Origin of the sequence: Streptomyces sp. NPDC006393, from assembly GCF_040628575.1 — a bacterium.
Classification (GTDB): domain Bacteria; phylum Actinomycetota; class Actinomycetes; order Streptomycetales; family Streptomycetaceae; genus Streptomyces.
The window spans coordinates 56278-75466 of sequence record NZ_JBEXZD010000011.1; the positions used below are offsets into that span (position 1 = coordinate 56278).

Below are 19189 nucleotides of genomic sequence, written 5' to 3' on the forward strand. Positions count from 1 at the left end.
TGTCAACGTCCCGTTGCGAGGTGGGCGGCGCGCAGTGCCAGGCTGCCGATGGGCGTGTAGTAGGGGTGGACGCGGAGCATGGTGTCGTCGTCCGCCACCAGCAGCCGGTGCGGCATGCGGAAGACGTCCCCGGGGCTGCGGACGTCGGTCCGCCGCCGTGAGATCTTCAGCGGCCTGCGCCGCCCGCGGTGCAGGCGTACGTCCCAGATGCGCTCCTTCTCGTCGGGGGCGCCGAAGTCGGCCACCTGGATCGAGCACACGAAGGTGTCGCCGTGCCAGGCGGCCGGGACGACGCGGGTCGTCCTGCCACCCCTGCGAGCCAGTTCGACACCGCCGCGGCAGTCCTCGGCCGGTGCGTTCAAAAGGCGGCCCTCGAGGGTCACCTCGGACCAGCCGATGGTCAGGGACACGATCTCCGCCTGGGGGCCGTCGTGGCCCAGGGACAGGTGGGCCCGGCCGGTGCCCGACGCGATGAGCCGGCAGAAGGAACCGTCCTCGCGCACCGGCTGCGGACGGGTGGGCCCGTCGGGCATCAGCTGCGGCGCCCTGGCGAGGGCGCAGCGGCGGTCCTGGCCCGACGCGTCGGTGAACGCGACCGACAGCGGCCACTGCCCCTCGTCCAGGAGACACGCGTGTACCCCGGCGGGCACCGGCACGGCCGTGGCGGCGTCCCCCTCCCGCAGGCCGAGAAGGAGGGTGCCCCGGGCCTCGGCGCCGCCGTCGCCGCGCCGGGCGAGGGCCAGCGGAACGGCACAGGACGAGGAGCCCGACCCCAGCACCAGGGAAGGAGCCGATGCCCCGCACGGCAGGCGGACACAGACGTTGAGGGTCCGGCCGTCCAGGACGGAGAGGTGCTCGGCGGTGAGGCGGGGCCAGTCGTCGGTGCGCGGTCCCACCAGAACGAGAGCGTCCAGGCGCGACCGCGCCGAGCGCAGCGTTTCGTAGCCCTTGCGCAGCACCTTGTGCGGGGTGGGAAGTCGCCTCATCCGTCGTCCGACCCGCGCTCGAAGGGGCTGGGCACCGGGAAGTACTCGTCCAGGAAGCGGGACATCACGCTCTGCTGGCGGCCCTGTTCGGCCTGCGTGGAGGTGGTGTCGTTGAGGCAGAAGACGTGCACGTCCCGGTTGGCCAGCAGCCTGCCCAGCATCCGCTGCACGCCCGGTCTGCCGACGTCGCAGTACCGGTAGACCAGCCCCTCCCCGGGGAAGGAACGCCCGGCGTGGTACGCGTAGTAGTGATGCAGGGACGAGGCGACGGAGATGTCGTCGACGCCGCGGAACCGGCTCGCCGCCGTGCGCCGGTGCTCCTCGGGGAACTCCGTCTCGATCTCCCGCAGGATGCTGCGGTGCAGCGCGTGGGGCACATGCTTCATCTTCCGGACGATGTGGTCGCCGAAACGCTCGGCGATGAGCCTGCGGTTGTTCTTGCCGGCCGCCGCCACCGGCGGGTCCTCGGCGGACACGTCGCCGAAGGGAACCAGCGCGGGTGAGAGATAGAACTTGCCCAGGCCATTGGGCAGGAAGAAGTGCTGCGGCAGGATCTCTTGTCCGAGGATCACGTCGTCGTTGAAATAGAGGAAGTGCTCCGACAGCCCCTCGATGTGGTGGAGCTGGCTCTCTATGGCATGCGAGTTGAAGGTCGGCAGGACTTCAGGATCACGGAATATGTGCTTGTGGCTCACCACCTTGATGTGTGGGTGGTCCGTGTTCAGCCACTGCGGAGTCTGGTCGGCGGTCACCAGGTAGACCGTGCGTATCCAGGGCGCGTACAGATGAAGTGAGCGCAGGGAGTAGCGCAGTTCGTCCCTGCTGAGATACCGGGCGGCGTTGGCCGCCTCGCCGTGGTACGGCAGGTCGGAGAAACGGGCTCGCTGACGCAGCCAGTGCGGATCGGAGCCGTCGACCCATGTGTAGACCGCGTCGACGGGGAAGGAGCGGCGCCCCACGGTCGCCACGGCGAAGGCCCGGCGGGTCCGCACCGGGGTCGGACCCTGCTCCTCGGGCAGCGGAGCGAGGTCGGTGAACAGGCTCTCGTCGGCCTCCACCGCCGCCTCGTCGGCCGGGACCGACTCCGCGACCCCGTTGCGTCGAGGGGATACCAGCCGGTCGTCCTCCTGCCGCCAGAACTCGATGTCGCAGCCGTAGCGCAGGCCCAGGACCAGCCGGCCCGACCGGTCGGTGCGGTACCAGGCGCACCGGAAGACGTCCGAGCCGGAGACGCGCTTCCACTGCCCCGGACCGTGGCCGGTCATGGCGGACTCCCGCCGGGCCGCGTTCCCCCGCACCGGCACCACGTATCCGGGCCTGACCCTGCATGCCTCCCGCAGTGCGCCGAACACGGCCCGCCGGTCTCTCTCGCGGACCGCGACCGCGGCCGAGGTCTCGGACGGCGAGCGCACGCAGAAGTAGTCGACGCCCGCGGCGCGCAGCGCGGCCGCCACCTCGTCGAGATTGGATCTGCGGGCCAGAAGCGGGGTGACGTCCGGCATGACATGGGCGATGCGCACCCTGCCGTTCACACTGACGACCAGGCTGTCCCGCGCCGCCAGAAGCCGCCTGTGGCGGCGGGCCACCCGTCCGCGCCGCAGCCGGCCCCTCACCTCGGTCATGGCGGCGATCCCCGACTTGAGCTGCTCCCGCAGATCGGTGTCGACGTGCTCGGCGATCACCCGCCGGGCGCCGACCGGTACCGCCCGGCGGTATGCGCTGATCAATCGGGATGCCTCGGGGTTCCGCATGGCCGGCGCACCGGTTCGGACCGTTCGTGCTTTCACAAGCCCCCCTTCAGAAGGCAACGGCCTATGGCCACCATCTGAACGCTGACTTTCCTGACCGTTCACGGCTCGGAAAGGTTGTAGGGCGCGAAAGGAGCATTGACCGCGAAGAGGAGCTTCAGCCGCGAAAGGAGCGCCGGCCGTGAAAGGAGTGGGCCGCCACCTCGCCGGTATTCATGATGCGCATGGTGCATGTGTTCCGGATGCTAAATTCGGCGTCATGAGGATGACGCTGTCGGATCGTGTCCGATCAGCGGTGGCAGCGCTGCTGCACGCCACCGGTGAGTCGCAGACCGACCTCGCGGCCGCCCTGGGGGTGAGCCAGGCGCAGGTGAGCCGCCGCCAGTCGGGCGGTGCCGCATGGGGTCTCGACGACTGCGACGCGGTGGCGGCGCACTTCGGGATCGATGTGCTGGATCTGATGGCCGGGCCGACCCGGGCCGCCGAGGCGCTGCCGGACGCCCGCCGCCGGGCGTCCGGCCGGCGCGTCTCGGCGCCCGGTCCGGCAGTGCGGGAGGAGGCCGGGCGATGACGGACTTCGACGCGATCGACGCCCTGCTGGCCGGGGCCAGGCAGGAGGTGCCGCTGCCGGCGGCGGGGGAGCGGCGCGCCCTGCGCGAGGCGCTGAACCTGTCGCGCGCGCAGGTGGCGCGGGCTCTCGGAGTCAGTCCGTCCACGGTCGGAGGCTGGGAGTCGGGCCGGGACCCGAGCGGCGAAGTCCGGGAGAAGTACGCGTACTTCCTCTCCGGAGCACGCGGCAGACTCGAGGCCCGGCAACTCCGGGACCAGGACCGGGACCGGGCCGACGACCGCGACGACGCCGTCAACGACAACGACGGCGACATCGACGACAACGACAATGACGGCGACGGCGACGACAACGGCGACAACGGCGGCGAAGAGGTGGAGGCGCTCACCGAGGCCCGTGCCTGCGTCCTGTGCGGCGGGCCGGCCCGCCACCAGGTCGCCGGGTTCCCGCAGCACCTGGACCCGGCGGACTGCGCCGCCGCGACGGCCACTCCGTCCCACCCCGCCGTCTCCACGGACGCATCCGCCCCCGCCTCCGGGACCGTACGCTCCGCCTCCGCCTCCGGGACCGCAGGCTCCGCCCCCGCCTCCAGGGGCGTGCGCTCCGCCCCCGGCGTCAGAATCGTCCCCGCCGGCCGCCGGGCGCAGCCGGCGGCCTCCGCCGATCCGGACCTGATCGGCCAGGCCGTGACACGGGCCCTGACCGAGCACGCCGGTGATGTGGAAGCCGCCGGCGCGGCCCTGGTCAAGAGGGCGATCCCGGACGCCATGGCGCTGCTGGACCACACCCGCAAGGGCGGCCGCTACGACGTCGTGGCCCACCCGTGGCTGCCCGATGTCCTGCGCAAGCCGACCGCGCGCGGCGCCGACCAGATCTGGGAGGCCCGCCCCAAGTGGACCCGGCCCGAACTGCCGCCCGGTACGCACGAGGTGACGGCACTCGACGTCAACGGCGCCTATCTCAGCGCGCTCAAGACCCATTTGCCGATCGGCCAGCTGGAGCACTCCACCGGTGACCACCACGATCGCCGCCGCGCCGGCGTGCACCTGATCACCCCGCCCGACTGGCCGCACGACGAGGTCCTGCCCAACCCCATCGGCAACCGGGACGAACCCGGCCCCCTGTGGGTGACGGAGCCGACGCTGCGCCTGCTGCTGCGCCTGTCAGGACCGAAGTACGGGTTGTGCGACCCTCCGGAGATCCACGAGTCGTGGACCTCCGGGGCCACGGAGAACCTGCTGGAGAAGTTCCGCGTGGCGCTCAAGGACGCCCGGGACAGGGCGATCTCCGAGAGCGACGAGGTGATGCTGGCCTATGTGAAGGCGATGTACTCCAAGTTCGTCTCCACGCTCGGGGAGTCCAACTACAACCGGGAGATCTACCGCACCGACTGGATGCACCTGATCCGCAGCCAGGCCTTCGTGAACCTGTGGTGGAAGGCCCACCGGTGCTACGACGAGGGCCTGATGGTGGTCCGTGCGATGGGCACCGACGAGCTCCATGTGATCGGCGACTGGCGCGGTGTCTTTCCGGAGGGGCGCGGGGTCACCGAGGTGAAGGTCAAGGACACGTACACCATCGGCACCGGCCCGGGTCCCGCCTGAGCCATGACGGTTCGGGCGGCGAAGCCGATGGTGCCGGCGCACCGTCCGCTATGCGGTCTCGGTCTTCTCCACGTTCGCCCGCGACGGGTTGCGACGGCCGTCCGGCCAGGCCTTGATCGTGCGCTCGGTGTGTGGCGGGCATCACATCCGCCGTAGGTCACGGACGCGGGGCCTGCATGCGTCTGGTGGTCGTCAACAGCCCGAGCAGGAAGGCACAGCGATGAGCGCACAGCAGGCGGCGGACGCGACGACGGCCGTCCCCCCACACCGCGTGGTGATCCTGGGAGCCGGCTACGCGGGCATGTCCGCGGCCGTCCAGCTCGCCGCCCGGGTCAAGCGCGGCGGGAACGTCGAGGTGACCGTGGTGAACGCGCGGGAGCGGTTCACCGAACGGATGCGGCTGCACATGGCGGCGACCGGGCAGCCCCTCGCCGAGCTCAGCATCCCCAGGTTGCTGGGGGGCACGGGCGCGCGGTTCGTGTGCGGCCGGGTCACGGCGGTGGACGCGCGGACGAGGACCGTCCGCGTCGACGACGAGCGGGTGCTGCCCTACGACACCCTGGTGTACGGGCTGGGCGGCGTCGCCGACACGGCGGCGGTACCGGGCGTGGCGGAGCACGCCCACACCCTGGACAGCGCCCGGCACGCCGAGGCGCTCGCCGACCGGCTGACCCGGCTGGGCAGCGGCACCGTGGTGGTCGCCGGCAGCGGACTGACCGGCGTCGAGACCGCCGCGGAGATCGCCGAACGCCACCCCGGGCTGCACGTCGTCCTGCTGGGCCGGGCGGAGCCCGGCGCGGACATGCACCCGAAGGCCAGGGCGTACCTGCACGCCGCTCTCGAACGCCTGGGCGTGCGGGTGCGCTGCGGGACGGAGGTGGTGAAGGTGCTGCCCACGACGGTCGGCCTGGCGGACGGACAGAGCGTCGACGCCGATGTGGTCGTGTGGGCGAGCGGCACCCGGGGGGCGCCGCCGGCGGCATCCTCCGGAGTGACCGTGGACGAGCGCGGCCGTATCGTCACCGACGCGGCCCTGCGGTCGGTGTCCCACCCGGAGGTGTACGCCGTGGGCGACGCCGCCGCGGTCCGTCAGGGCTACGGGGTCATGCACGGCACCTGCCAGTCGGGCATGCCGACCGGTGTGCACGCCGCGGTGTCGATCGTCCGTGCGCTGCGGGGCAAGCAGCCCAAGCCGTTCCGCTTCGGCTACTACCACACGCCGGTCAGCCTGGGACGGAACGACGCCGTGGTGCAGTTCACCCGCCCCGACGGCAGTCCTCGCCGGATGTACCTGACCGGCCGCGCGGCCGTCCGGTACAAGGAGACGGTGACCGCTTCTCCCTGGCCCACGTGGGGCCGTATGAAGGCGCTGCCCGCCGCCGGCGCCGTCTGGCCGCGCGGCGGACGCCTCACCCGGAACCGGACGGCACGATGACCCCGGCCCAGCAGCCCCGGAACGCCGGCACCGACGCGGACCAGCAGGTCTTCACCCGGCACCGCAACCTGCTCTTCTCGGTGGCCTACCGCGTCCTGGGCACCGCGGCCGACGCCGAGGACGCCGTCCAGGACGCCTGGCTGAAGTGGTCGGCCGCCGACCGCTCGCACGTGGCCGACCCCAAGGCGTACCTGACACGGATCGTGACGAACCTGGCCATGGAGCGACTGCGCTCCACCCGCCACCGACGCGAGACCTACGTCGGCCCCTGGCTCCCGGAACCCATCCTCACCGGCGAGGACACCGCCGACGCCGTCACGGACGCGGAGTCGGTGTCGATGGCGATGCTCGTGGTGCTGGAGACGCTCAGCCCGCTCGAGAGGGCGGTGTTCGTCCTGAAGGAGGTGTTCGACTTCAGCCACGCCGAGATCGCGCAGGCGGTGGAACGCTCCGAACCCGCCGTACGGCAGGCCGCGCACCGCGCCCGCGCCCACGTACGGGCCCGGCGCCCCCGCTACACCGCGGACCGCTCGCGGCAGCGCGAGGTCACCGAACGGTTCTTCGCCGCCGCGACGGGCGGTGACGTCAACACCCTGATGGAACTGCTGTCCCCGGACGTCACCCTGTGGACGGACGGCGGCGGCAAGGTCCGCCAGGCCCTGCGCCCGGTCGTCGGCGCCGTCACCGTGGCCGGCTGGTTCGCGGCCATCGGCACCGTCACCTACCAGGGCATCGAGCCCGCCGACATGAGCGCCGCGCTCGCCGAGATCAACGGCGGACCGGGCATCGTGTTCAGCGGCCCGGACCGTGTGATCGCCACCGTCACCTTCGACATCGACCCCGAGGGCCGCATCACCGCGATCCACAACATCGCCAACCCGGACAAACTCCAGGCCGTCGCCGACGGAACCACCCGCAGCATCGCCACCCGCTGACCGGTCCCGCCGCCCCGCGCCAGGGGCGGCTGCCGGGCCGGGAACCGGAACCGGCACGTCCCGCACGCACCGGCCGTGGCGCAAACTCGTCTAGCCCCTCCCCGAACCGGGTGATCGAATCGGTGCTCGAGGGCAGCCACAGGGGGGAGCTTGTGTGACCGCGGTGTCGTACACGGAACTGCATCGGCGGACGGCCGCGCGGATCGAGGCGGAGCGGAACGCCGTACTCGACCTGCTCGGTCCGGCGGCGCCCTCGGTTCGCGCCGCGGTCGCCCGCCTCCTGGAGCAGCGGACCTTCAAGTACCCGCTGTCCGTTCTGCCGTTGATCGTGCACGCCGCCGAGACGGGCACCGTTCGGCCGGCCGTCCCGCTGGCCGTCGTCCACGAGCTGTGGTGGACCGCGGCCTGCTGCCTGGACGACCGGGCCGACTCGCAGGGCACCGGCACCGCCGGCGACCTCGACGAGAGCTCGGCGCTGCTCGCCGCCTTCGTCGCGGGAAGCTCCCTGCCCCTTCTCGCCGTGCAGTCGGAACAGATTCCGCCGGCACTGCGCCCCACCCTGTCGGCCGAGATCCTCAAGTGCTGTGTCAGCGCGACGGAGGGCCAGTTGAAGGACCTCCACGGACGGGCGGCCACCGCCACCCGCGCCTCGGTGATCGAGACCTACCTCGGCAAGTCGGGCGCCCCGTTCAGCATGGTCACCGTCATGGCGGCGCGACTGGCGGGCGCGGACGAGCCGCGCGTGGAGCTGTGGCGCGAGTTCGGCGACGTGTTCGGCGTGCTGTGGCAGCTCTTCAACGACCAGGAGGACATCCTCTCCGGCCGCGACGAGGACCTCCTGAACGGCACCGTGACGCACCTGTTCGCCTGCGCCCTCGAAGAGGCGGCTCCCGATGCCACGGAGCATGTCAAGGCGCTGCACCGCGAGGCGAGGACGTCCGCGCCCGCCCGGGCGGAGCTCTCCGGGCTGCTGCGGACGCCCGCGGTCCTGCGGCGCTTCGAGAAGGACATCGACGAGTTCCGCGACCGGGCCCACCGCATCCTGGACGAACTCGGCGGCCACGAGCCGTACCTGCCCGTCCTGCGCGACCTCGTGGACCGGTCGTCCCGGTTGCTCCTGCGGCCCGGTCTAGCGGAGCAGTGAGTCCGTGATCTTCTCCGCGGTCGTCGCGTCCAACGGTGCGTGGCCCAGCAGGAAGCGATACCAGAAGAAGCCGTAGAACTGGTCGACGAGGAGGTCGATGTCGCGGTCGGCCGGAAGTTCGCGGCGGTCCCGGCCGCGTGCGAGGACCTGGTGCACGGCGGCCCGGCGGGACTCCGTGAACCTCCGCATCAGATCGGCCAGATGAGGGTCGCGGGCCGCCTCCCGGACGAGGGTGCGCAGGGCGGGCGCGGACGGCGGGCGCTGGGCCGCCTCGAACGTGGCCGTGGCCAGCGCGCGCAGGTCGCCGCGCAGACTGCCGGTGTCCGGCGCGGGTACGTCCTGCGCGGCGCGGTCGGTGAGCGCTTCCAGCAGGACGGCGCCCTTGGACGGCCACCACCGGTACAGCGTCTGCTTCCCGACTCCGGCGGCGCGTGCGATGGTCTCCACGCTCACCGGGGCGCCGTCGGCGTCGGCGAGCAGGTCCAGGGCGGCGTCGAGGATCGCCCGGCGGGCGGCCTCGTTGCGCCGCCGGCCGGTGTGCGGGCGCGGTTCCTTGGTGTCCACAGGCACATCCTCTCTCAGTTCGGGCTCAGGTCTTCCGGCCGGGTTCCGTCCGTCTTCGGTGGTCCTCCATGGGAAAAGACGCTTGACGAGACTAACGGTCTCGGCAATCATTTGACGAGACCAGCGTTCTCGGCAATGGGTCGGAACCCGGTGACGCATCAGGAGAGAAGCCACTCATGAGCACCCCGAACGCCCCTTTGAACGCCCTGGCCGGACAGCGCGTCGTCGTCATGGGCGGCAGCTCCGGCATCGGCGAGGCGTCCGCCGCCTTCTTCGCGGCGGACGACGCGGAGGTGATCATCACGGGTCGCCGCCAGGACCGTCTCGACGCGGCCGCGTCCCGCATCGGCGGCAAGGTGACGACGTATCGCCTGGACGCGTCCGACCGCCCGGCGTTGGACGCCTTCTTCGCCGACTCCGGCCGCATCGACCACCTGGTGATCGCGCTCAGCGGCGCCAAGGGCGGCGGCCCCTTCGCCGAACTGGACCTGGCGGAGCTGGCGGAGGGCTTCGACGGCAAGTTCTGGCCGCACACGCACGCCCTCCAGGCGGCCCTGCCCGCCCTGCGCGGCGACGGCTCGGTCACACTCGTCACCGCCGGCTCCGCCCGCGCCGCCCTGCCCGGCACGGCCGGCCTCGCGGCGATCAACGGCGCACTGGAGGCGATGGTCCCGCCGCTCGCGGTGGAACTGGCGCCCCTGCGGGTCAACGCGGTCTCCCCGGGCATCATCGACACGCCCTGGTGGGACTCCGTGCCTGCCGAGCAGCGCAAGACCCTGTTCGACGGCTTCGCGGCCGTCACCCCCGTGGGCCGGGTCGGCCGACCCGAGGACATCGCCCGCGCGATCCACATGTTCGCGGCCAACGGCTTCGTGACCCGGGTGGTCCTGGAGGCGACGGGCGGGGTGACCCTGGCGACGGGACGCTGACACACCGGCCGGGCGCGCCGGCCTCCTTTGGGGGCGCCGTGCGCGGCAGGTGGTGACGCCCCCCTGCGGCCGTCGCCATGCGGTCCACCGCCGAGGCGGCTACCGTCGTCGAAGGCGCGTCGACACCACGGGGAGGGCAGGCCACCCCCAGGGAGGCGATGTGAGCCCACGGGAGACGCAGGAGCACACCGCGCCGGGAAACGCACACGGGCCGGCGCGCAGGCGATTCCTCGGTCTGTGCGCCGGGGCCGGACTGGCCGCCGCGACCGCCTGCGACGGCCCCGCCACGAGCCACCGGCGCCCCGGACAGCAGAGCCACCGCCCGGAGGCGGAACGGGACCTGCCGGGGACCCGTGACTGGCGGATCGGCTCACTCGGCCCACCGGACGCGGTGGCCGGCTACACCGACCGAGTCAGTGTCACGCCCGGTCAGGAGTGCGGCCTGCACGTGTCCACCACCGCGTCGGCCTTCCGCGCGTCGGCGTTCCGCGTCGGCTGGTACGGCGGCGCGCTCGCCCGGCTCGTATGGCGCTCCGGACCCGTCGCGGGACACGCCCGGCCCGGCGGCCGGCCGGCGTCCGCCACCCGCACGGTCCGCGCTGACTGGCCGCGCACGCTCACCCTGTCCACGGAGGGCTGGCCCGAGGGCGCCTACCTGATCCGACTCGACGCCGACAGCGGCCACCAGCGGTACGTTCCGCTGATCGTGCGCTCCACACACGGCACCGGCCGCACCGTGCTGCTGCATGCCCCGGCCACCTGGCAGGCGTACAACCGGTGGGGCGGCTACAGCCTCTACGCCGGCGCCTCCGGCGCGTACGAGACCCGCTCGCTCGCCGTCGGCTTCGACCGGCCCTACGACGCGAACGGCGCCGAGAAGTTCCTGGTGTACGAATGGGCCGCGGTGGTCCTGGCCGAACGCCTGGGCATACCCCTGGCGTACACCACCGGGACCGACGTGCACCACGACCCCGGGGTGCTGCACGGCGCCACCGCGGTGGTCTGCCTGGGACACGACGAGTACTGGACGCCCGAGCAGCGCCGGTACGTCACCGCGGCCCGGGACGCGGGCACCAACGTGGCGTTCCTCGGCGCCAACACCTGCTTCCGCCGGGTCCGCCTGGAGACCGGTGAGACGGGGCCGGACCGCACCGTGGTCTGCTACAAGTCCTCCTACCGCACCGACCCCTGCTATCCGTCCCGCCCGGACCTGGTCACCACCGACTTCCGGCGGGCCCCGGGCGCCGACCCGGAGTCGTCGCTGACCGGAGTGCTGTACGAGGGCTACCCGGTGGACGCCCCCTATGTGGTGCACGCCGCGGACCACTGGCTGTACGAGGGCACGGGAGTCCGCCCCGGGGAGAGCTTCGACCACCTGGTCGGGGTGGAGTACGACCGGGTCACCCCCGGCGCGCCCGTCCCCGGACCCGGCCCCCTGGAGGTCACCGCGCACTCGCCGCTGGTGTGCTCCGGCACCCGCAGCCACAGCGACTCGGCCTACTACACGGCACCCGGCGGGGCCGGGGTCTTCGCGACGGGCACGATGCGGTGGGTGGAGGCGCTGAAGGCCGGGACGTCCGACGGGGGCCGCGACCACGGCATGGACGGCCGCACCCGCGCCTTCGTCACCCGCACCACCGAGAACCTGCTCCGTGCCTTCGCCGAAGGCCCCGCCGCCCGGCACCGGCCGGCTCCCCGGCCCGACGCGGGGCAGCTGTACAAGGCCGCGTGAGCGGTCCCGGACGCCGTGAGCTGATGCCGGCGTAGGATCACCGGTACGGCATCGCGTGTCGGTCACCGGCCGGGTGAGGCATGGAGGTGCCCGTGAGTTTGCCTTGCGGAGGCAATCCACACATGTCAGTCGAGTTGAATCACACCATCATCCATGCCCGGGACAACCGGGAGTCGGCCGAGTTCCTGGCGCACGTCCTGGGGCTCGAGGTCGGGGCCGAGTGGGGCCCGTTCATTCCCGTGGCCACCGGCAACGGGGTCACCCTGGACTTCGCGGCCGTCCCGGCGGAGTCGATCGTCATGCAGCACTACGCGTTCCTCGTCTCGGACGAGGAGTTCGACGCTGCCTTCGCGCGGCTGCGGGAGGCCGGGATCACGTACTACGCCGATCCGCGACTGAAGCAGCCCGGGGAGATCAACCACCACCACGGCGGGCGCGGTCTGTACTTCATGGACCCGGCCGGACACGGGATGGAGATCATCACACGGCCCTACGGCAGCCACGAACAGCGGCCGACGGGATCATGAGGCGGCGGGGACGAGCCGGCTTCCGGGCGCCCGGGGCGGTGGCGACGGTGCCGCATGTGGCACCCGCCCCGTCACTCGTCCGGGTGTGCTCGCCGGCCGGTGAGGGACGGCTGCCGCCGCCCGGGTCAAGGGCCAACGGGGCGTTTTCCAGCAGGAATCGGCCGGCCGTTGAGCCGGTGCGGCGGTGGCCCGGCCGTCGGGGATGGTGCGCCGTGCCCACGGTCCGGTTCTAGGATGGCGTTCGCGGGCGCGTGAGCTGTCGGGCCGCGGCCGGTCGCGGGCATGGTGAACGGGTTGCTCGTGGGCCGAGGCCCGGACAGGAATCCCGGCCCGATTACGGCAGGCCGGGATTCCGTGTCATGTGCCTGGTTGCAGGGCCCCGGCCCGATTACGGCGGGCCGGGGTTCTGCGTCGTCGGCGAGGTGCGGTGCGATCAGTAGCCGCCCTTGTCACCGCCGCGGTCGCCGTAGTCGTCGTCGTGGCGGTCGACGACCCGGAAGCTGCCGACCACTCCGTTCTTGACCTTCACACCCTTGGTGCGCTTCGGGATCACGCCGAAGCTGGTGCTGTGCGGGCCGACGGTGGCGATGGGGGCGCCGTTGTCGCAGGTGAGTCCGCGGAAGACCTCGATGGTCTTGCGGCTGTCGTTGCGGATGTTCAGGCTCGTGGAGCCCAGGCCGCTGACGATGACGGCGCAGCCCCGCGTGTGGGCGGAGAAGGACCGCTCGTTGATGTGGATCCAGCCCTTGTCGAAGTCCCGGCCGCCGCGGTCGTGGTCGTTGCCGCCGTGGTCGTTGCCCTCGTTGCCCTTGCCCCCGTTGCCGTTCTGGGTGCCACCGTCCATGGGGGCCTGTGCGGGGGCCTGCTGGATGGCGGCGGCCGGGGCGGCCTGGGGCCCGGGAGCCGCGGTGGCGTAGGTGATGCCGGTCGCGGCCAGGGCCGCCGCGGCGGCGACGGCCGCGGTGATGGCGTTGGAGCGGGTCATGATCATGTCGCTTCTCCTGTCTCAACTCAGAGAGAGGGATCGGCTGTGCAGCCGACGCATGATCGAACGTACTGACACCTCACATGGCTGTCATATCGGGCGTATCGGGCGGGCTGGTTCCGGGGGCCGATCGGGGTACCCGGCAAGCCCTCGGACGGGACGCCCGACGGGCCGATCACTCGTCAAGTCCCCCTGTTTTCCAGTCGTATTGAATGGCAATTAGCCCTTAAAGGTGATCTTCTGACGCCCGCTCACTCTTCGCGGCAGCCGCATCCCGGAGATTGACGGCGAGTCGCTGCTTGACATGCGGACCACGACCCTTGGCGGAGCGTTGCAGGCCTGTGGTTCCGGGCTCCCGGATGCCCTATTTCGGGGAGCCCAGCAGCTCGGGTCGGTAACCGACGAGCAGATTCCGCACCCTGTTCAGCTCTCCGGGGCCCGCGTCGCTGTGCCAACGTGACGGGTCGGCAGGGCGCCGGCCCCACAGCAGCAGATTTCGGGTGGCGGGATCGCTCTCGATCGTGGCCGGGCCTGTCGGCGCGTCAAATCCGATGTGGACGCCGGTCCGGTCGGCCGCGACGACGATGTCATCGGTTCCGGGCGAGCGGAGCCGCCCCTCGATCCGTTCGTCCGGCCCGAGGCCCAGAAGGGAGGCGCCGAGCCGCAGAAGGGGCTTGCCCACCTCGCGGACACTGTGCTCCGTCATCCAGGAGTGGGACAGAGCGTCACGGGCCGTCGAGTCGTCCCCCGTGAGGTCCCAGCGGTGCAGGATGAGCTCTTCCCGCATGTGCTCCGCGAAAAAGGGAACCTTCACGGTCCTGCCCGTCCACTCGATCTCGGTGTCGGCGGGCAGGTCGGTGGCAGCGGTCTGCGCGACCTCTGTGAGCTCCTCGCAGCGAGCCGTGAACGCCGCCCACAGTTCCGCGTCGGACAGCCGCCGGTACGGGTCCTCCCGTTCAAAACCACGCGTCTCGACGGGATTCCCGGCCAGCCGGCCCGCGAGAACCCGCGCGAGTTCCTCGGCGTTGCCGGCCTGATGGATCAGAACGTCCCGGGCGGTCCAGGCCTCGCACCACGTACCCGAGTCGGGCCGCCGAGCCTGCACGGCGCGAACGAATGCCTCCCACTCGGGAAGCACTTCATGGACCCGTTGAGAAACCATGCGGCGCAGAATATGTGAGCGGCACGGTAAGACCGCGGAGCAGCGGGGCGTTGCCGCAAAGTATGAAGAACTCGTCGGCCGGTTCCGCCGCCGAAGCAGTAGGGCGCGACGGCAGGGCGGGCCGATGACGGAGCCGGGAGTCGCTGCCCTGGCCGCGGGCATGGCGCATGCGGGTCCCGGCGGTATGCTCCAGCTCGCTCGCGCCTGCCCGCACGGCCCGTGTGTCCGGTGTATAGCTTGAGGCGGACGCCGGTTCTTGACACTGCGATGCTCCGGGAGAATTCATGGCCGCCAAGCCTCCTGTTCCCCCCTTCACCCGGGAGAGCGCGATCGAGAAGGTCCGCCTCGCCGAGGACGCGTGGAACACCCGGGACCCCGAGCGGGTGGCCCTCGCCTACACGGTCGACAGCCACTGGCGCAACCGCGCCGAATTCATCGACGGACGCGAGGAGATCGTCTCCTTCCTCACCCGGAAGTGGGCCAGAGAGCTGGACTACCGGCTCGTCAAGGAGTTGTGGGCGTTCGACGGGAACCGCATCGCCGTGCGCTTCGCCTACGAGTGCCACGACGACTCGGGCAACTGGTTCCGCTCCTACGGGAACGAGAACTGGGAGTTCGACGACGAGGGCCTGATGCGGGTCCGCCTGGCATCCATCAACGACTTCCCCATCAGGGAAGAGGAACGCAAGTACCACTGGCCCCTCGGGCGTCGTCCCGACGACCATCCGGGGCTGAGCGACCTGGGGTTGTAGTGCGGTTGCCGGCCGGCGGGGCCGGAGAAGCCCGGTCGCCGTGCCTGTCGGGTGCGGCCGTGGCCGGGGTGCGTCACTGCGGAACGACCACGGGTCTGCTCCGCACCGGGTGCTTGCTCATCACCGAGACCCGGTTGAAGGCGTTGATGGTGATCGCGACCCAGATCACCGCGGAGATCTCGTCGTCGGACAGCACCGCCCGGGCCTCCGCGTACGCCGCGGCCTGGGCGGCGGCATCGGCGGGATGTGTGGTGGCCTCCGCGAGGGCGAGGGCAGCGCGTTCCCGGGGGCTGAACAGTCCGGTGTCGCGCCAGGCCGCCAGGACTCCCAGCCGCTGGGTGGTCTCGCCCGCCCGCAGCGCCGCATGGGTGTGCAGACTGAGACAGTACGCACAGGCGTTGAGCTGGGACACGCGCAGGTTGATCAGTTCGACGGTGATGCGGTCCAGCCCTGCCGCCGCCGCCACGCCCTTCACGGTCTCCGCGGTGGCGGCCAGCGCCCGGTACGCCTCCGGGCTCTGCTTGTCGACGAAGACCCGGCTGCCGGGGCCCACCGCTGTCGTCTCTGTCACATGATCTCCTTGGTCGAGCGATCACTTGTTCTCCGGCCTATCATCGACGAGTGAATGTTGAATGTCGAACATTTCCTCGTGGGGAGGACCGGAACGGTGAGCAGCACTGAAGCCCGTCCCGCCGATTCGAGACCGGGCGGGCGGTCCACCGGCGACCGTCCCGCCGCCGTCGAGGTGCTCACGGCCCGGAAGGTCCCGCTCGGCGGCCCCCGGGCGATGACGGTACGGCGCACGCTGCCCCAGCGGGCCCGGACCCTCATCGGAGCCTGGTGTTTCGCCGACCACTACGGCCCGGACGACGTCTCCCGTACGGGGGGCATGGACGTGGCCCCGCACCCGCACACCGGGCTCCAGACGGTGAGCTGGCTCTTCAGCGGGGAGATCGAGCACCGTGACAGCCTGGGCAGCCACGCCTACGTCCGGCCCGGCGAGCTCAATCTCATGACGGGCGGCTTCGGGATCAGCCACTCGGAGGTGTCCACGGCCCGTACGACGACGCTCCACGGCGTACAGCTGTGGGTGGCGCTGCCCGAGGCCCACCGGAACGCCGAACGGGACTTCCAGCACTACGTACCGGCCCCGGTGCCGCTGCGCGGGGGCCGTGCACGGGTCTTCCTCGGCGCACTGGCCGGCGACACCTCTCCCGTACGTACCTTCACGCCCCTCCTCGGCGCCGAGGTGTCGGTGGATCCCGGCGCGGCCGTGACCTTCGACGTGGATCCGGAGTTCGAGCACGGGGTCCTCGTGGACACCGGCGACGTCCGCATGAGCGGTACGGCCCTCGCGCCGTCGGAACTCGGATACGCCGCCCCCGGGCACAGGACGCTCACCCTCGCGAACGAGGGGCCGGAAGCCGCGCGAACGGTGCTGCTGGGCGGGCCTCCCTTCGAGGAGGAGATCGTCATGTGGTGGAACTTCATCGGCCGCACCCACGAGGACATCGTCCAGGCCCGCGACGCCTGGCAGAACGCCACGGACCGTTTCGGCACCGTCGAGGGCTACCCCGGGGACCGCCTCCCGGCCCCCGTGCTTCCCCACTCCGTCCTCACCCCGCGCAAGAACCCCGGCCCCGCTGCGAAAGGCTCACGATGACGAACCAGGCCGCCCCGACCGTCAGACACGTCCCGGACCGCTCCCGGTACGAGATCGAGGTGGACGGCACGACCGCCGGATTCACCGCCTACCGCGATCGCGGCGAGCGTCAACGGGTCTTCTACCACACCAAGGTCTTCGAACAGTTCGCCGGACAGGGGCTGGCGTCGCGGCTCGTGCGTGGGGCCCTCGACGACGTACGCCGTGCGGGCAGGCGGGTCGTCCCCGTCTGCCCCTACGTCAAGGGATTCCTGGAAAAACACGACGAGTTCGCGGACATCACAGACCCTGTGACGCCGGACGCGGTCCAGTGGATCGAGGCGCAGCTCAAGTAGTCCCGGAGCGCGGCACTCACCACCCGGCCGACGCCGCACAGTGCCGGCCGGCGCCGCGCCTGGCGCCGCAGGTCGCCAGGCTGCACCATCTGCGCCGCCCGCTCGCGTCCAGGAACAACCAGCCGCAGTCCTCGCTGGGGCAGCTGCGGATCGTGAAGCGGCGCGGATCCGCCAGGAGTTCGCCGGCACTGCGGGCCACCGCGCACACGGGCAGCCGCAGACCGGCGGCGGGGGAGGGCTGCCAGCGCCCGAGGCCGTCGTCGCCGCGCGTGAAGACCGAGAGCCCGGCGGCGTCCTCCACCACACCGGCCACCGCTTCGAAGGCCCGGGGGTCCGCCGGGTCGGTCAGGCAGGCGTACAGATCCGCACGGAACTCCCGGGCCTCGGCGAGCGCCGCGGCGGCCTCCTCCGGCTGCCGCCGCGCCTGCTCACGCAGTCGACCGACCATCGGGTCGTCGACCAGGTCCATATGGCCGGCCCAGACGGCGAGCGTGGCGTATCCGCGCAGCCACTCCGATCCGGGCAGCCGTCTCCCGCCCCAGCCCGCGTAGGTGTTGCAGAACTCCAGCGCGGGGTGCCCGCCGGTGCTCCACGGCAGCCACTCGTCGCCGACCCGCACCGCGTAGACGGGGCCGGGCGGCCGGTCCAGCCGGTGGTCACCCCGCAGCATACGGTCGTGCAGCGTCTGAAGGGCTGCGCCCGGTTCGATGCCGAACTCCGCCACCAGCGCCGTGCGCGTGGTGCGGTACAGCTCCAGGGCCTCGGCCTGACGGCCGCCGCGGTACAACGCGGTCATCTGGGCGGCGACGAGCCGTTCCCGCCCGGGGTGCTCCGCCACCAGCGGTGTCAGATCGGCCACGACGCGGTCGTGCAGACCCATGGTGAGCTGCGCCTCCGCTCGCTGCTCCGCGGCGGACAGGCGCAGCTCGTCGAGGGTGCCGCCGAGGCGGCCGCGGAGCCGGTCGTCGGCCACGTCGGCGAGCAGCGGGCCCCGCCACAGCCCGAGGGCCCGGTCGTGGAGGCCGACGCGCTCCGCGGGGTCATGGGCGTCGGCGGCCCGCCGGACCAGGAGGGAGAACTCCTGCGCGTCGATGGTGTGGGGGCCCTGTACGACGGCGTAACCGTCGTGCCGGGTCTCGACCAGCACACCGTACGGTGAGAGAGCGGCGCGCAGCCGACCGATGTAGGTGTGGACGGTGGCGCGGGCCGACGCGGGCGGATCGCCGTCCCACAGCAGGTCGATGAGGCGTTCGGTCGTCACGGCGCGGCCCGCCTCCAGCAGCAGCACCGACAGCAGGCACCGTTCCTGGCGGCGACTGCCCACCGGCACCTGCCGTCCCTCGTGGCGGGCGGCGAACGGACCGAGCAACTGGAAGTCCATGGCTGCTCGCCACCCTAGCGGGGCGCGGAGCCCGAGGACCACGCCGTGGTGGTGAGGGTTTGGTCAGCGGCAGGGGAGACACTCGGCCACGCCTCTTCGGCACACCCTCGTTCACTCCTCCGACCAGGGAGAATCATGCGACGAACCGTTCTCGCGCCGCTGTCGCTGCTCGCCGTGCTCCTGGGAGTACAGCCGGCGGTGGCCGCGCCCGCGTCCGCCGGTCCCAACGACGGCACCCATGCGGGACCCCGTCCAGGTGCCGGATGGGAACCGGCACCCACCGCTCCGTTCGACATCGGCGCCGGGCTCCGCTGCGACTTCCCCGTTCACGGCGAGCCCGTCATCGACCGGGTCGTGCAGCATGTGCTGGACACCTATCCGGACGGTTCCGTCAAGCGGGTGGTGTACAAGGGCGACTTGGTCGTCCGGGTCACCAACACCGGGACAGGCGCCTTCTACGACGCCGACGCGAGCGGCTCGGCCCTCGTCGAGTACCGGACCGACGGCTCCCAGTTCTGGGCCGTGCACGGCCCGGTGCTGATCGGCGTCGGTGAGGGCAAGGGCAACCTGCCCCGTGGCCTGTATGTCGTCGACGGGGTGTACACGATGAGCTTCGGCGCCGACGGGTACAAGGCCGTGAACCTGGTGCGCGGCACCACGGACGACCTCTGCGCCCGCATCGGCTGAGGCCGCTTCACGCGCCTGCCCGGCCCGGTTGCCGCCGAGGACGCCCGTGGCC

At 71.9% G+C, this 19189-nt stretch carries 19 protein-coding genes; 12 read left to right on the top strand and 7 right to left on the bottom strand.

Annotated elements, in window-relative coordinates:
* Nucleotides 1–2: 2 nt before the first annotated feature.
* Nucleotides 3–986: a hypothetical protein gene (locus ABZ484_RS07945; protein WP_358865026.1), complete on the bottom strand. Its 984-nt coding sequence runs from the start codon at nt 984–986 to the stop codon at nt 3–5.
* A complete protein-coding gene (locus tag ABZ484_RS07950; RefSeq protein ID WP_358865027.1) occupies nt 983–2737 on the bottom strand; it encodes a stealth family protein in 1755 nt (584 codons plus the stop codon). The genes ABZ484_RS07945 and ABZ484_RS07950 overlap by 4 nt, the downstream gene beginning before the upstream one ends.
* Before the next feature lie 256 nt (nt 2738–2993).
* On the opposite strand from ABZ484_RS07950, the gene ABZ484_RS07955 reads away from it, so the two are divergent.
* The 5 genes from ABZ484_RS07955 to ABZ484_RS07975 all read left to right on the top strand — a co-directional run bounded on the left by ABZ484_RS07955 (nt 2994) and on the right by ABZ484_RS07975 (nt 8420).
* The gene (locus ABZ484_RS07955; protein WP_358865028.1) at nt 2994–3305 is read left to right on the top strand and encodes a helix-turn-helix transcriptional regulator; all 312 of its coding nucleotides are present in this window, start codon (nt 2994–2996) and stop codon (nt 3303–3305) included.
* Nucleotides 3302–4906: a helix-turn-helix domain-containing protein gene (locus ABZ484_RS07960; RefSeq protein WP_358865029.1), complete on the top strand. Its 1605-nt coding sequence runs from the start codon at nt 3302–3304 to the stop codon at nt 4904–4906. Before ABZ484_RS07955 ends, ABZ484_RS07960 begins: the two co-directional genes overlap by 4 nt.
* A 220-nt stretch (nt 4907–5126) precedes the next feature.
* Nucleotides 5127–6341 (top strand): FAD-dependent oxidoreductase, encoded by a 1215-nt coding sequence (locus tag ABZ484_RS07965; protein ID WP_358865030.1) that lies wholly within the window; start codon nt 5127–5129, stop codon nt 6339–6341.
* On the top strand, nt 6338–7276 hold the full coding sequence (locus ABZ484_RS07970) for an RNA polymerase sigma-70 factor (RefSeq protein ID WP_358865031.1): 939 nt from the start codon (nt 6338–6340) through the stop codon (nt 7274–7276). The genes ABZ484_RS07965 and ABZ484_RS07970 overlap by 4 nt, the downstream gene beginning before the upstream one ends.
* Nucleotides 7277–7430: 154 nt before the next feature.
* The gene (locus ABZ484_RS07975; protein WP_358865032.1) at nt 7431–8420 is read left to right on the top strand and encodes a polyprenyl synthetase family protein; all 990 of its coding nucleotides are present in this window, start codon (nt 7431–7433) and stop codon (nt 8418–8420) included.
* Here the strand turns inward: ABZ484_RS07975 and ABZ484_RS07980 are convergent.
* Nucleotides 8406–8984, bottom strand: a complete 579-nt coding sequence (locus ABZ484_RS07980) for a TetR/AcrR family transcriptional regulator (RefSeq protein WP_358865033.1) — start codon at nt 8982–8984, stop codon at nt 8406–8408. The two genes, ABZ484_RS07975 and ABZ484_RS07980, sit on opposite strands and share 15 nt — an antisense overlap.
* 176 nt (nt 8985–9160) lie before the next feature.
* Here ABZ484_RS07980 and ABZ484_RS07985 point away from each other — a divergent pair, with 176 nt between their 5' ends.
* The 3 genes from ABZ484_RS07985 (at nt 9161) to ABZ484_RS07995 (ending at nt 12172) form a co-directional block, all read left to right on the top strand.
* Nucleotides 9161–9913 (top strand): SDR family oxidoreductase, encoded by a 753-nt coding sequence (locus ABZ484_RS07985; protein WP_358865034.1) that lies wholly within the window; start codon nt 9161–9163, stop codon nt 9911–9913.
* Nucleotides 9914–10073: 160 nt separating this feature from the next.
* Nucleotides 10074–11645 carry a N,N-dimethylformamidase beta subunit family domain-containing protein gene (locus ABZ484_RS07990; RefSeq protein ID WP_358865035.1) on the top strand — a complete coding sequence of 524 codons (1572 nt, stop codon included), beginning with the start codon at nt 10074–10076 and terminating at the stop codon, nt 11643–11645.
* 122 nt (nt 11646–11767) lie between these two features.
* Nucleotides 11768–12172 (top strand): VOC family protein, encoded by a 405-nt coding sequence (locus ABZ484_RS07995; RefSeq protein ID WP_358865036.1) that lies wholly within the window; start codon nt 11768–11770, stop codon nt 12170–12172.
* Nucleotides 12173–12605: 433 nt separating this feature from the next.
* Here the strand turns inward: ABZ484_RS07995 and ABZ484_RS08000 are convergent, their stop codons facing one another.
* The gene (locus ABZ484_RS08000) at nt 12606–13163 is read right to left on the bottom strand and encodes a hypothetical protein (protein WP_358865037.1); all 558 of its coding nucleotides are present in this window, start codon (nt 13161–13163) and stop codon (nt 12606–12608) included.
* 358 nt (nt 13164–13521) lie between these two features.
* On the bottom strand, nt 13522–14319 hold the full coding sequence (locus ABZ484_RS08005) for a maleylpyruvate isomerase N-terminal domain-containing protein (RefSeq protein ID WP_358865038.1): 798 nt from the start codon (nt 14317–14319) through the stop codon (nt 13522–13524).
* Between the two features lie 284 nt (nt 14320–14603).
* Here ABZ484_RS08005 and ABZ484_RS08010 point away from each other — a divergent pair, with 284 nt between their 5' ends.
* Nucleotides 14604–15071, top strand: a complete 468-nt coding sequence (locus ABZ484_RS08010; RefSeq protein WP_358865039.1) for a nuclear transport factor 2 family protein — start codon at nt 14604–14606, stop codon at nt 15069–15071.
* 73 nt (nt 15072–15144) lie between these two features.
* Here the strand turns inward: ABZ484_RS08010 and ABZ484_RS08015 are convergent, their stop codons facing one another.
* Nucleotides 15145–15642: a carboxymuconolactone decarboxylase family protein gene (locus ABZ484_RS08015; protein WP_358865040.1), complete on the bottom strand. Its 498-nt coding sequence runs from the start codon at nt 15640–15642 to the stop codon at nt 15145–15147.
* A gap of 96 nt (nt 15643–15738) precedes the next feature.
* Between ABZ484_RS08015 and ABZ484_RS08020 the strand changes: the two genes are divergently transcribed.
* Both ABZ484_RS08020 and ABZ484_RS08025 read left to right on the top strand, forming a co-directional pair.
* Entirely contained in the window at nt 15739–16734 is a 996-nt protein-coding gene (locus ABZ484_RS08020) for a pirin family protein (protein WP_358865041.1), read from the top strand.
* The gene (locus ABZ484_RS08025; protein WP_358865042.1) at nt 16731–17069 is read left to right on the top strand and encodes a GNAT family N-acetyltransferase; all 339 of its coding nucleotides are present in this window, start codon (nt 16731–16733) and stop codon (nt 17067–17069) included. The genes ABZ484_RS08020 and ABZ484_RS08025 overlap by 4 nt, the downstream gene beginning before the upstream one ends.
* Before the next feature lie 16 nt (nt 17070–17085).
* Here ABZ484_RS08025 and ABZ484_RS08030 read toward each other — a convergent pair whose 3' ends face one another.
* Nucleotides 17086–18450: a BTAD domain-containing putative transcriptional regulator gene (locus tag ABZ484_RS08030; RefSeq protein WP_358865043.1), complete on the bottom strand. Its 1365-nt coding sequence runs from the start codon at nt 18448–18450 to the stop codon at nt 17086–17088.
* 135 nt (nt 18451–18585) lie between these two features.
* On the opposite strand from ABZ484_RS08030, the gene ABZ484_RS08035 reads away from it, so the two are divergent.
* A complete protein-coding gene (locus ABZ484_RS08035; protein ID WP_358865044.1) occupies nt 18586–19137 on the top strand; it encodes a hypothetical protein in 552 nt (183 codons plus the stop codon).
* The last annotated feature ends 52 nt before the right edge of the window (nt 19138–19189 follow it).